Genomic DNA, 13,619 nt, shown 5'->3' on the forward strand with positions numbered 1-13,619 from the left:
GTACTATTTCTTCCATTCACCGTCAAACAAGCGCCAGATCTTTGTCGGGTTAGCTTGTTGTAAAGCCAGCGGCAACAAAGCATCAGGGCAGTTTTGAAAGCAAACCGGGCGTACCCACCTTTTAGCCGCGTTGATACCTACAGCGGTAAAACGACTATCAGTAGTGGCCGGGAACGGACCGCCATGCACCATACTGGCACAAACCTCAACACCTGTTGGTACGCCATTAAACAACACCCTTCCGGCTATTGACGGCAGCAGCTGTAACAGGCTTGAATGACCTGCAAAATCATCATCGGTACCCATTACGGTGGTAGTCAGTTGGCCCGATACTGATTTTAATACTTTGATCAGTTCCTTTTCATCTTCACAGCTAACCATTAATGAGTATGGCCCGAACACTTCTTCATGAAGCAAATGGTTTTCGAGAAAGGTTTCGGCACTTACCAGTGCTACGGTTGGCTGCGCTTCAATATCAACGGCTTCCGTGGTTGATTTCACTACGCTTGTTACACCATCCTGTTCCAAAGCGGCATGGCTCTTTTTTTCATACGCCGAGTGGATGCCAGCGTGCAGCATTTTAGCCGGTTTAACACCCGCAATACCATTCCCCAACTGGGTGAAAAAGTTATCCAGGCCTTCACCTTTAATAGCCAGCATTAAGCCGGGATTGGTACAAAACTGGCCCACTCCTAAAGTAATGGAGCCTGTATATTGTGCAGCCAGATCGGCAGCATTTTTGTTTAATGTATCCGGTAAAAATATAACCGGGTTGATGCTGCCCATTTCCGAAAATACAGGGATAGGCTTTTTGCGTTTCGATGAATAATCTAATAGGGCCAAACCGCCAACGGTTGAGCCTGTAAAGCCAACAGCAGCTGTATCATCTGCTTGTACCAAAGCTTTACCGCTTTCAAACGAAGTACCGTGTACGTGCTGAAAAACATGCTCGGGCATATTGCAGCTAACTATCGCTTTTTTTATGGCCTGGTAAACCAATTCTGAAGTTTCGGCATGGGCAGGGTGAGCTTTCACTACAACCGAACAACCTGCGCCTAAAGCACTGGCGGTATCACCACCTGCGGTTGAATATGCGAACGGGAAATTACTTGCACCAAAAACAACTACCGGTCCCAGGGGAACAAGCATTTTGCGGAGATCCGGGCGTGGCAGCGGCGTCCTGTTTGGCAGTTCGGTATCAATGCTGGCTTCAACCCAGCTTCCTTCGCGCAGCATGCCTGCAAACATACGCAGCTGGCTTGTTGTGCGACCGCGTTCGCCCGTTAAGCGGGGCAAAGGAAGGTTAGTTTCTTCTGATGCTTTTTGCAACAGGACATCACCCAGTGCTTCTATTTCATTAGCAATAGCTTCTAAAAACAAGGCTTTTTCTTCGGCACTTGTTTTTTGATAAGCCTCAAACGCGCTTTGCGATTGTTGCATGATGATATTTATTTCTTCAACGCTTTCTTCTTTAAACTTGTTAGCCATAGCAGATATTTTAATGAAAAATGAATGGCTTAAGCCATTATTATGCGAGAGCAAATATATCTAACATTGAATAATATGGGGTGAAGATTACTAACCAGTTATAGCAGGATTTTATCTTATTTATTTCCTAAACCTGAAAAAAGAATTAAAAAACGGGCAACTACGACAATTATCAATAACCAAATAATCAACGGCTTACATCACTTTATAAAGCCTTACACCATGCGGCGGGATATTGCAGGATACTGCAGTAACATTTTTGGCGATATCTTTTTGCTGCCAGATATCGCGCAGCACTTTAGCCTTTCCCATTTTTATGCTTTTGAGATAAAGATCGTACCTTGAATATTTTTCGCCGAGGTTAAAGATGCAAATCGCTTTACTCCCATCAGCCAGTTGTTTAACCCAAACCTGGATCTGTTTATCGTTAATCAAACGCTCGGCTTGTTTGCCTGCCACATCCTGATCAATGGCAATTACTTCGCGATTTTTTAGCAGATTAAGGGTAAACTCATCAAGCTTATCCATATCGCAACCAATCAATAGCGGCGCTGATAAAAGGCTCCACAAGCTCATGTGGGTGTACTGCTCATAGGGCGTTAAGTTGGTTTGATGGAGGTTTTCGCCCCAGCCTACCCTACCTAAAATGAGCATATCGGGGTCATTCCAACCTCCCGGCGCAGCATAGGCCGCATTATTGGTTTGGCTAAAGCCGATGCCGTAAAGACTTTCCCAGGTATCAGTAATATCCTCGGTAGTGCGCCACAGGTTTCCGTTCATTTGCGCACCCCATTTCCAAACGTCTTTTATGCCGTACTGGCAAATGCTGTAAACAATGTCACGCTGTTGCTTCGCCAGTTCATCGCGCATTACCATGTACGGCTTTTGCTGGGCGAACAGCGTGGTATCACCCGCTGTTTGATCCGAATAGCTGCACAAGTCGTACTTCAAATAATCAACGCCCCAGTTAAAATAAGTGCCGGCATCCTGCCCCTCATGTCCCAACGAACCCAGGTATCCGCCACAGGTTTTAGCACCCGGGGATGAATAAATACCAAACTTTAAGCCTTGCTGATGCAGATACGCCCCTAAAGCTTTCATATCATGAAATTTTTCATTGGGTGCTATTTCTCCGTCTCGTTGTCTTGTAGTTGCCTGCCAGCCGTCATCAACATTAATGTAATTCCAGCCGTATTCGGTGAGCCCTTTATCTACCATAGCTTTGGCCGAGAGCCTTACCTTTTCGTCACTTACATTTAATCCCCAGCAATTCCAGCTGTTCCAGCCCATGGGAGGGGTAAGCGCCAGCAATTTGCCCGATTTAATGCTCAATTTTTTTTCATCTTTCCCTAAATTATTGCTTACGGAAACTGATACCCGGTAATCGCCGGCCTTGGGTGCAATACCGGTTATGATGCCTGTTTTAGGGTCGAAGCTTAAACCTTGAGGCAGATTTTTAACTGTAAACTTTAACGGCTTTTGCCCGCTTGCCGGGATCTTGAAAAGTACCGGCGAACCCGGATGCACACCTAAAACTCCCGCGCTGTTGATCATCGGTTTATGCGGTGCTTGGGGAGTAAGCAGATACGGGGCTATCTCAGTAAAAGTTTTGGTTTTGCCGGATGCGTTTTCAGTAAATTCATAAAACAGCTTGATACCCTCACGATGCGGAAAGGCAAGCGTATAAGTTTCCTTGCCCAATGGTAACAGGTTTGCGTTTACAGTTTTTTCAGCAATCGTTTTTTGAGTAACCTGGTCAACTATCCGATATTGAAATTTGCCTGTGATATTGGTTTTAAAACTATTACCTATAGTCAATTTGCGTACGGACTGCGCATTGGGTAAAAAGCTGATCTCGGTTTGGGTAAAAACAATGCCGTCAAATTTTTCGAGCATATCGATATAAGGTGCACCCATAAAAATACCGCCCGAACCGCCACCATCGTACACTTTAATAGCGATGATATTTTCCGCGTCCCATTTAATAGCCGGATCATTTGCTGCTACGCAATAATTACGTACTGCGGGCCATTTGCTCAAATAACCGCCTTTATCTTCGGGGAACGCGCCTGTTTTTCCAATCAGCTTGCCGTTAAAATAAGTTTCATCAACATCATTAACATGGGCAAGGAATACCCGCAGGCTATCGCCCCAAACCGATTGTTTTTTTAATGACGATGGAATAACCACGTGGATGCGGTACCAGGCAACGCCATGATAGTCCGGGTAGCCCTGCTCCTGCCATACATCGCCAACTTTAATATTTTTCCATTGTGTATCGTTAAAACCGGTTTCTTTCCAGGTAGCGTCATTACCGGTTGAAAACTTAGCAGTGCTTAGTTTAACAAAATTTCCGTTTTGAGCATGAGCTGCTATGCCCATGGTGATAAGCCATAGCAGCGATAAGATCTTTTTCATGAATGATAGTCTATAAACTTTCAACAGGGAGCTCGGCGACTTTGCGTTGTTTGCTGCCGCCTATCAGGTAATAAACCGGAATGCCGGTTAATGTGATGATGAGGCCCGGATAGGTATAAGCCGGTTTGTATTTGATGAGCAACAGGCAAAAAGCTATCCCCATAATAATATAGATAACGGGCAGCACCGGGTAACCGAAAGCTTTATAAGGGCGCTCGGCATTGGGCATTTTTTTGCGAAGGATAAAAATCCCGATGATGGTAAGCACATAAAAAACCACGACCACAAACGAGATCATATCCAGCAGATCGCCGTATTTACCGCTCAGGCTCCACAGGCAGGCAAAAACGCATTGCAGCCACAGACCAAAGCCCGGTACCGAGTTCTTATTCAGCGTGCCTACTTTTTTAAAGAAAAGCCTGTCTTTAGCCATAGAATAATAAACCCTTGCACCCGACATGATCAGCCCGTTGTTACAGCCAAAGGTGGATACCATGATTAGTAAGGCGATGATCACTGTACCCGAACTGCCAAAGATGTGCTGTGAAGCCACAACGCCTACCCTGTCCTTATCGGCCGAGGCTATGTCATGCAGGGAAAGTACGCCTGTATACATCACATTGGTTAAAATGTAAATCACTGTTACAATCAGCGTACCCAGGGCCAGACTTAAACCGATATTTCTTTTCGGATTTTTGATCTCACCTGCTATAAAGGTTACGTTGTTCCATGAATCGCTGCTGAATATGGAACCAACCATTGCCGATGCGATTGCGCCTAAAGCAGCAATAGTGGTGTACGAAGCGATAGAACCATTCGCGCTGAGGCTATGCATGCTCCAGGCGTTTTTCCAGTTCTCATTCCATACCGAAGCTTTTAAAGAAAACAGGCCGAACACAATTAAACCCAGCAAGCTCAGCAACTTGGCCATGGTGAAAATAGTCTGCACAATTTTGCCGCTGTTAACGCCGCGGGTATTAATATAAGTTAAAAATACAATCACGATAATCGAAAGCAGTTGCGCCGGTGATATGGTCACAAAGCCGAGATCGACAGCGACAAGGCTTTCACTTAATTGCGGGATGAGGTACGCGGTAAACTTGGCGAAGGCCACACCTACTGCCGCTATGGTAGCCGTTTGGATCACGGTGAAAAAGCTCCAGCCATATAAAAAACCAACTAAAGGACTGTAAGCTTCCTTTAGATAAACATATTGGCCGCCCGCCCTCGGGAACATGGCACTCAGTTCGCCGTAACTCAGGGCGGCGGTAAGGGTCATAAAACCGGTGATGAGCCAGACAAATAGCAGCCAGCCTGCGCTGCCCACATTGCGGGTAATATCGGCGCTCACAATAAAAATACCGGAGCCTATCATACTGCCCGCCACCAGCATGGTGGCATCCATTAACCGCAACGAAGGCTTAAAAGAAGTGCTGTTCTCCATAATTTTTTTTATAGCTAAAAGCTGAAAGCATAAGCTTAAAGCCTTCCATTAATGCTGTTTTATTAACTATTTGCTTCCGAAATCGTAAAACTTCCAGCTTGTTGTAAAATCTTTAGTTAAAGCCTGGTTGGTTAAGGTAGCACGAAGCATCTCAACCGGGATCAGGTTTTCTTTAATGGCGGCATCATGGAATTGTTTGTAGGTCATTTTGCCACTGTCAACCAGTTCTTTTCTTAGTTCTGTCAATTGCAAACCACCTAACAGGTAAGCTACCTGGTAAAGCGGACTGTAGCCCCCTTCAAACGAGCGCCTCACTTCGCCCTCGGCGTTGGCACGTTCATGGCCTACACGGTCAACCAAAAAGTCAATACATTGCTGCGGAGTCCAGTTGCCCAAATGATAGTTGAGCGAAAATATGATCCTTGCACAACGGTGCATGCGCCAAAACAGCATGCCTACACGTTCTTCAGGAGTTTTGGCAAAGCCTTTGTCGTACAACAATAGCTCCCAGTATAAAGCCCAGCCTTCAACCGCAAATGGCGTCCCGAAATCCTGGCGATAAGCTTTATAACGACTGTTCATAAAATATTGCAGGTTATGACCGGGGATCAGTTCATGCTGCACAGTTCCCCTTGAAAAGTAAGGGTTATTGCCGCGCATACTCATCAGCCTGTCGTCATACTGCATGGTATTGGTTGGGTACGAGATACTGATCTCCTTGCCACCGGTGAAAAATGGATTAACCAGCTGCCTTTGCGGCGACATCATTACCATGCCCCAGGTTTCTTCGGCAAGCGGCGGTATCGTGATCAGGTCGCGTTCTTTGATAAAGCTAAGAGCATCATTGTATAGTTTAACAATTAGTTCAGGCTGATGACCTACCGGAACATAACTGTTCTTTACTTTTTCGAGGGCTTTTTTCCAATCGTTGCCGAAACCCATTTCCTGCGATGCCTTCAGCATTTCCTTATCGCACCAGGCAAACTCTTTGTTGGCAAGTTTAATAAGCTCTTCGGGTGTATAAGGGATCATTTCGGCCTGTAGCTGGTTAATCAGCTCCTGCCTGCCAATTGGCACGCCTTTTATTCCGCTGCTATCGCTTTTCTGGCTGGTATTTATCTTGCCTTTGCTGATAGCCAGTTCGCTGTACCTGCCCAGCGCGCTATCAAGCGCCTTGTATGGTTCGGGCACCCACCAGGTAAATGATGGATCGTATTTATTATAAAAGCCGAAGAAATCTTTCAAGCGACCTCTTAATCCCACTAAAGCTGCTTTAGTTACTTTAGCCACGGGCATATCCAACGAAGGGAGTTTATGAAAAGCCGTAGTATCGGCCTTAAGTTCTTTCAGGATCTTGTTCAAATCGCCTGCAACCTTTTCGCCATCTACAAATGTTCCGCGGCGGCGTTTTTGCTCCAGCGAGTAGATCTCATCGGCAAATGAAATGTATTTAGCAGCCTGGCTGTACAGGTCTTCTTCCTTCTTCAGGTCTTTCAGATCAAAGTTGATGCGTTTCTTCAGCAGGATATAATCCACCTTTCCGTAAATGCTCAGGGCGTTAAAATCTGTCTGATCCAGTTGTTTCAGGTAATCATTATCAACCTCAATGAGCCTCTTACGCTGCTCGGGCGAGTTAATGACATCCTGCTTGTACTGATCTTCGCCACGCTCATTAACATTGTAAGGCGAATAAAAATCATGTATGGCATTCATATCCTGCCCGTACCTGATAATGGTACCGGCTATTTCGCTGGTTTGCTCATACAAATTGCCCGGCGCGGCAGTTTGCGCATTTAAACTCAGGGTACCAATAGTAAGGGCGCAAAAAATTAGCCCTTTTACAGTTTTAGAGGGATGTATAAACACAATATGGTGGTATGTTTGATTAAATAATAAAGCGCGCTGTATTTAGCTTGCAGCTCTGTTAAGGCTGATGAGATTATTGTTGTAAGAGTCGAGATAACCGCGGGGCGAATTACCAATTACGCATTTAAATACCCTATTAAAGTTGGTGATGCTTTTAAAGCCGCATTTATAAGCTACGGTATTGATGCTTTCAAACTTATGCGCGATGAGCTTTTTGCAGGCCTCGTTGATACGGATCTCGTTCAGGAAAGAAATAAAGGTATGGCCTGTATGCTTTTTGAAATACCTGCAAAACGACTCAGGCGTCATATAGGCAACTTTAGCTACATCCTCCAGCGTAATTGGCTCGCTGTAGTGCTGCATAATGTAGTTGTAGATATTACCTATCCTGATCCCTTCATTTTCGGTAATGCCCGGCAGGTTGCCGTAAGTTGATAAAGGGTCAAGTTTTCCTTTGATATTGGTAAGCCCTTTAAGCAAATGAAAAAACTGGATAAGCTGATCGGGGCCGGAAGCCTTTTGCAATGCGATCATGATCTGCGATACTTTATCAACAACAGAATGCGGCAATTTAAAGCCCTGCTGGTGCTGCTGCATAAATATGAGACTGGGTTTAAGCTCGGGCAAATTAAACAGCGGCGCCAAAGCCCCTTCCGGGTTAAAAAATATAGTAAGCGCTTCTATCTGTTTATTGGCGTTGGGCGCAAAGTATTCGGGGTTGCTTTTAAACACATGCGGCAGGTTGGCACCTATCAAAAACAGATCGCCGGCAGAGTAATCATGCATGTTATTTCCGGCTATCAACGTGCCCTCACCCTGCTGGATCCAGGTAAGCTGAATTTCTTTGTGGCGGTGCAGGTAGGGATAATGATAAGGCAAACAAACCTTTTCTGCAATCACACTTTTATCGTGCGGAACCGGGATGGTAAATTGTAAAACTTTCATCTGCTACATTGTTTAATACTTGTTGAATTTACAATTACTTAACTTAATTTACCAACAAATGCAGTTAAAAGGATAAAATACGGGCAATATTTGGTAATTTATGGTTGATACCCCTGCTAAAATTGACCGAAAAACCTGCTTTTAACCAGCAAATAAAAAATCAATTAAATGTTATACAAACACTTAAAAGCAAAACTATAGTTGATTCATTCGTAATTTGACCGAATAAAATACCTTTAATTGTCAATTAAACAACTATTAATCATTTTATCAAAACCACCTGATTTACGCAGAAAATCGGTTTTTAATACGATTTTTATGACCCAGGTAATAAAAACCACACCCGTTAAAGCAAAAAACCGCTCATCAGGGGCGATGAGCGGTTCTGTTTTTCCGGCAAGCCGGAAGGGTAACCAATTGTTTAAATTAAGATCTTTCGGGAGCAAATGCTTTGATATCGATAGTAGTCGGTTTGCCCGATATAATTTCACTTGCCAGCAAACCGGTTGCCGCGCCAAGGCTTAGCCCCATCATGCCGTGCCCCGTCGCAACAGTAAGATTGCCGTACTGCCTGCTTTTACCGATATAAGGCAAGCCATCGGCAGACGAAGGCCGGAAACCGAACCAAATGTCCTTTTGCTCAGGAACAGCAGGCTTTAAACCCGGGAAATACTTTGGCACCGATTCAACAATCCCTTTTACACGGTTCATGTTAATGCGGTCGTTGATTTTATCAAGTTCCATGGTACCACCATAGCGCAAGCCGCCATTCATTGGGGTAATAGCAACACGGGCTTCGGCCAGTAAAGCCGGGATGTGCATCATTTCGGTATCATCCTTTACATTAAAAGAATAACCTTTACCCGGCATAAGCAGGATCTTCAGACCCAGCAGTTTGCCTATAGCCGGCGACCATGAACCGCCCGCAATAATGTATTCATCGGCAGTAAACTCCTCATTGCCTGCCAATACTTTGCTAACTTTACCGCCTTTGGTTTCAATTTTAGTAACCTCTTTATTGGTAACCAGCTTCACACCAACAGCTTTCAGGTGTTTGATCAAAGCAGCCATTAGCTTGTTTGGCGACAGGTGTGCATCGCAACGGTAATGTACCGCGCCTAACACATCAAGTTCCAATTTTGGTTGGAGTTTTTTACAGTCAGCAATACTAAGCACTGCCATATCCAAACCTAATTCCCTCCCCTTTTCGGCCATGTGCGCCTCTTCTTCGCCGGCCTTTTCAGTTTTATAAAACATCAGGATGCCTTTTTCCACCAGGTCAAAATCAAAGCCGGGTTCCTTGCTCAGGTCCTCATAAAGTTTTTTGCTGAGCAATGAAAGCTCCGTTAACGGAACAGCTGATTTTTCAACATGCGCGGCATTGGCTTTCTTTAAAAATTTCAATCCCCATGATATCAATTCGGGATTTAAGGACGGCTTTACGTAGAAGGGGCTTTTGCTGTTAAACATCCACTTGATGCCCTGGGAAACCATACCCGGAGTTGCCAGCGGGATAAAATGGCTTGGCACAATCATACCGGCGTTTCCGTATGAGCAGCTATCGGTCATATCGCTCTTATCAAGCACAGTAACCTCATGCCCTGCCTTTTGTAAATAATAAGCCGAACTAAGCCCTACTATCCCACCTCCTATTATCAGCACCTTTGCCATTTTTTTGTAGCTTAAAGCTTAAGGCGGAAAGCCGAAAGCTTGTTAATAATTCTTTTTAAAAATCTATTAAACGCCCCATCAGGGTCTCTCGGAGAGGACCCTGATGTATACACCATGCAGATAGGCTGTTCAAAATATCCTGTTAGATGTTTAGAAAGCGGTAAACCTCAGGGTCCTCTGCGAGAGACCCTGAGGAAACATGACCAGAATCTATTAAACCAGAACGTCATTGCGAGGAACGAAGCAATCCCAAACTATACAGGGCGGGCCTGCCAATCGGGGATTGCTTCGTTCCTCGCAATGACGTTTGGGGATACGTTATATCACCTGGAAACCGTGAGCATAAGGATCATCATCATCTATCTTGATGGTGTTGTAACCATATACTTTGGCCCAGCCTTCCACACTTGGTATGATGGCATCAAAATCATTGATCTTAACCACATCCTCAACCTTGCCAATAAACTTACTGCCGATGATACTTTCATGAATAAAAGGCTCACCTACTTTCAGTTTACCCTTGGCAAACCATTGCGCCATACGGGCAGAAGTACCCGTGCCGCAAGGCGACCTGTCGATAGCTTTATCGCCATAAAACACTGCGTTACGCGCAGTAGCATCTGCCGATAACGTTGCACCAGCCCAAAGAATGTGGGTACAGGTATTGATAGTAGGATCCTGCGGGTGCACGAACTGGTATTTTTCGTTAATGCGCTTACGCAATACCTGGCTCCAGGCTATCAGCTGTCCTGCGGTATAATCTTCAATGCCTTTAAAATTAGGCTGAGGATCAACAATAGCGTAATAATTACCACCGTACGATACATCAATGGTGAGCGTACCTAAATCCGGGCATTCCACCTGCAGATCAGTTGCAGCAAGATAAGCCGCCACATTCCTGAGTTTTACCGAGGTTACTTTTTTGCCTTCCTGCTTGTACTCAATAAGCACCAGACCGGCAGGTGCTTCCATACGCACTATACCCGGAGTTTTAGGCTGGATCAGCCCTTCCTCAATAGCAATGGTTATCGTACCGATAGTTCCGTGACCACACATAGGCAAGCAACCGCTGGTTTCAATGAACAAAACAGCAACATCGTTTTCCGGATCATGAGGCGGATACAGGATACTGCCCGACATCATATCATGCCCGCGAGGTTCAAACATTAAGCCTGTCCTGATCCAGTCGTACTCCTTTAAAAAGTGCTGGCGTTTCTGGCTCATATTATCGCCTTTAAGCGTGGGACCGCCGCCGGCCACCAGCCTTACAGGATTGCCACAGGTATGGGCATCAACACAAAAGAAAGTTTTACTTGCCATATGTTATTATAACGCTACTTCGGTTAATTTACCCCAGCTGCCTACAGGCAATTCCGGCCTTACGGCAAGAGCATCATTTATGATTTTTTGAACTTTTTCGCGCTCAGCACCAATTAATGGCAAACGCGGCGCACGCACATTTTCTGTACCTATACCGGTTGCAACTTCGGCCAGTTTAATGTACTGTACCAATTTAGGATGGATATCCAACTCAAGTACTGGTAAAAACCAACGGTAGATAGTCAATGCCTCATCATACCTTTTTGCTTTAACCAAACGGTAAATAGCAACAGTTTCTTTAGGGAAAGCATCAACCAAACCTGCAACCCAGCCATCAGCACCCATCACAAGGCTTTCCATAGCCAGCGGATCAACACCGGTAAAGATCTTGTACCTGTCACCAAAACGATTGATCATACGGGTAACGTTTGATACATCGCGGGTTGATTCTTTTACTGCCTGGATATTATCATAGGCAGCAAGCTCGGCAAACATATCTAAAGTAACTTCAATCTTATAATCAACAGGGTTGTTGTAGATCATGATTGGCAGTTCGGTACTTTTTGCAATAGTTGTAAGGTAAGCAACCGTTTCGCGCGCTTCGCTATTGTAACGCATAGGCGGCAATAACATCAGGCCGTCGGCACCTTTATCAAGTGCTTTTTGAGCATACGCAACAGCCGCTTTGGTAGTTTGCTCGGCAATATTCAATATAACAGGAACTTTTCCTTCAACAAACTCAACAGTGTGGGCAAGCAAAGCGAATTTCTCATCATCGCTTAAAACGCTTGCTTCACCTAATGAGCCGCCTAATATAAATCCGTCAACACCTGCTTCAAGCTGGGCATTCAAGTTTATATCAAAAGCATCAAAATCAAGCTCGTCATTATCTGTAAATTTAGTAGTTACTGCAGGGAGTACGCCTTTCCAATCAAAATTTATCATTGTATATTATTTTTCACAAAATTAAAATAGTACTTATTATCGTTTATTTAACAATTTAGCAGACACTAACCGTATTTTAACATATAATGCCACCTACGGACAAGTTGCCTGCTAAATAATGCCTATTGCGCATCCCACCAAACCCTGTCAGTAAGCTTAGCACTTTGCTGCGGCTGCGGGTTTGCAGTCATTTCTGTTTGAGGATACAACACCCTGCGCGGAATATCGGACAAGGCATTTTTAACCTTGGTTAAGGCCGGATAGCCTGTACGCCTCCAATCGGTATAGTTCTCCATCGACAGGAAGTTAGCTACAACCTTTTCCTCAATAATGAGCTTCATGGCGTTGGCAGTGGTAAGCGTTCCCCTTGAAGTTAAGTAGCTATCCGCAACGGCATCAGTAATACCCAGTTTTGACATATGCGATTTAACAGCCAGCGAATAAACCGGCTGTGCAGCTGTAGCGCCCGATAGTACAAATGTAGCTTCTGCTTTTAAAAATAACGCTTCAGAGTAAGTAACAATGTAGTTATTTGAGTTTGTGCTTGCATAAAAAGCGCCACCCAATGAATACGACTCCAAACTACCAATATCGTCCGAGCCGATCACCCTTCCGGTGTATAAACCACCTTCAATTGCAGGAGCTACCATTTTTGATAAGCGGGGATCTTTCCTGGTTGCAAAACCATCAACAAATGTTGATGCCAGTACCAGTGTTGAGCCCGGTAAAAAGTTTTGCTGCCAAGGGTTTTCAGCACCTGCTGCACCGCTGAAAGGCATTTTCATGTCGTCATCATTACTTACCATACCGTTTTCAAGGGCAGTGAGGGCCAGTTGTGCCTGCGCTGCTGCCGTATGCCCCGGAGCCTTGGTCAAGTGCATATAATAACGCGCCTTTAATGTATAAGCCGCCTTTTTCCATTTCTTCATATCGCCGGCGTAGTAAAAATCATCGCCCGTAGGTACCGTAATTGTGTTTTTAGCAATATCGGCAATCGCATTATCAAGCAGGGTTTGAATCTGCCCATAAACCGATTCCTGGCTATCATAAGTCGGGGCAACGTTTGCAATACCTTGAAAGCCTTTTGAAAACGGCACATCGCCCCAGACATCGGTAGCCGAGCCAAGCGTGTATGCGAGTAATATTTTTGATATGCCAGCGTAATTAGCGTTGCCATCGGCCTCTGCTTTTTTGTTTAACAGTACAAGGTTATTCATCACCTGCGTATAGAAGTTGTACCAGTCACCATCCATATCCTGGTGGTACATGAGGTAGGTGCCAAAATTTGGCGGTACCTGATTCAAAGCTATTACCTGCAGGTATTGCTGCAATACTATGGCAAGGTTACCGCCACCCGCGGCATTAATATTTTGCGATATGGCTGCCTCAACCGGGGCAAGGACCTGCGCTTCCTTAACATCTATAGGCCTGTTGGGGTCCTGGTTTACATTAATGTATTTTTTACAGCCCGTAAAGCTTACCAACGCGCATGTTATTAACGTGATATATTTATTTTTCATGA

Annotated in this window: 9 protein-coding genes; all 9 read right to left on the reverse strand. The window is 44.8% G+C overall.

What is annotated here, in order from left to right; all coding sequences use genetic code 11:
- Positions 1 to 3: 3 nt before the first annotated feature.
- The gene (locus AC1DUD_RS06835) at positions 4 to 1,488 is read right to left on the reverse strand and encodes an aldehyde dehydrogenase (NADP(+)) (RefSeq protein WP_477372911.1); all 1,485 of its coding nucleotides are present in this window, start codon (positions 1,486 to 1,488) and stop codon (positions 4 to 6) included.
- 195 nt (positions 1,489 to 1,683) lie between these two features.
- On the reverse strand, positions 1,684 to 3,906 hold the full coding sequence (locus AC1DUD_RS06840; RefSeq protein ID WP_477372913.1) for a putative Ig domain-containing protein: 2,223 nt from the start codon (positions 3,904 to 3,906) through the stop codon (positions 1,684 to 1,686).
- A gap of 10 nt (positions 3,907 to 3,916) precedes the next feature.
- Positions 3,917 to 5,350 (reverse strand): APC family permease, encoded by a 1,434-nt coding sequence (locus tag AC1DUD_RS06845; RefSeq protein ID WP_477372915.1) that lies wholly within the window; start codon positions 5,348 to 5,350, stop codon positions 3,917 to 3,919.
- A 66-nt stretch (positions 5,351 to 5,416) separates the two neighbouring features.
- Positions 5,417 to 7,216, reverse strand: coding sequence for a DUF885 family protein (locus AC1DUD_RS06850; RefSeq protein ID WP_477372917.1), 1,800 nt, complete (start codon positions 7,214 to 7,216; stop codon positions 5,417 to 5,419).
- A gap of 42 nt (positions 7,217 to 7,258) precedes the next feature.
- The gene (locus AC1DUD_RS06855; protein WP_121230305.1) at positions 7,259 to 8,161 is read right to left on the reverse strand and encodes an AraC family transcriptional regulator; all 903 of its coding nucleotides are present in this window, start codon (positions 8,159 to 8,161) and stop codon (positions 7,259 to 7,261) included.
- Between the two features lie 426 nt (positions 8,162 to 8,587).
- Positions 8,588 to 9,832 (reverse strand): NAD(P)/FAD-dependent oxidoreductase, encoded by a 1,245-nt coding sequence (locus tag AC1DUD_RS06860; RefSeq protein ID WP_477372919.1) that lies wholly within the window; start codon positions 9,830 to 9,832, stop codon positions 8,588 to 8,590.
- Positions 9,833 to 10,150: 318 nt separating this feature from the next.
- Positions 10,151 to 11,152 (reverse strand): 4-hydroxyproline epimerase, encoded by a 1,002-nt coding sequence (locus AC1DUD_RS06865; RefSeq protein WP_121230309.1) that lies wholly within the window; start codon positions 11,150 to 11,152, stop codon positions 10,151 to 10,153.
- Between the two features lie 6 nt (positions 11,153 to 11,158).
- Positions 11,159 to 12,097: a dihydrodipicolinate synthase family protein gene (locus AC1DUD_RS06870; RefSeq protein ID WP_330862118.1), complete on the reverse strand. Its 939-nt coding sequence runs from the start codon at positions 12,095 to 12,097 to the stop codon at positions 11,159 to 11,161.
- A 122-nt stretch (positions 12,098 to 12,219) separates the two neighbouring features.
- Complete coding sequence (locus tag AC1DUD_RS06875) at positions 12,220 to 13,617, reverse strand: SusD/RagB family nutrient-binding outer membrane lipoprotein (RefSeq protein WP_477372922.1); 1,398 nt, start codon at positions 13,615 to 13,617, stop codon at positions 12,220 to 12,222.
- Positions 13,618 to 13,619 lie beyond the last annotated feature (2 nt).

It is taken from the genome of Mucilaginibacter sp. P4_A11 (assembly GCF_056402535.1).

Coding starts and splice junctions, on each gene's coding strand:
- AC1DUD_RS06860 (WP_477372919.1), bottom strand. CDS start 9,832: ATGGCAAAGGTGCTGATAATAGGAGGTGGGATAGTAGGGCTTAGTTCG.
- AC1DUD_RS06875 (WP_477372922.1), bottom strand. CDS start 13,617: ATGAAAAATAAATATATCACGTTAATAACATGCGCGTTGGTAAGCTTT.
- AC1DUD_RS06835 (WP_477372911.1), bottom strand. CDS start 1,488: ATGGCTAACAAGTTTAAAGAAGAAAGCGTTGAAGAAATAAATATCATC.
- AC1DUD_RS06845 (WP_477372915.1), bottom strand. CDS start 5,350: ATGGAGAACAGCACTTCTTTTAAGCCTTCGTTGCGGTTAATGGATGCC.
- AC1DUD_RS06870 (WP_330862118.1), bottom strand. CDS start 12,097: ATGATAAATTTTGATTGGAAAGGCGTACTCCCTGCAGTAACTACTAAA.
- AC1DUD_RS06865 (WP_121230309.1), bottom strand. CDS start 11,152: ATGGCAAGTAAAACTTTCTTTTGTGTTGATGCCCATACCTGTGGCAAT.
- AC1DUD_RS06840 (WP_477372913.1), bottom strand. CDS start 3,906: ATGAAAAAGATCTTATCGCTGCTATGGCTTATCACCATGGGCATAGCA.
- AC1DUD_RS06855 (WP_121230305.1), bottom strand. CDS start 8,161: ATGAAAGTTTTACAATTTACCATCCCGGTTCCGCACGATAAAAGTGTG.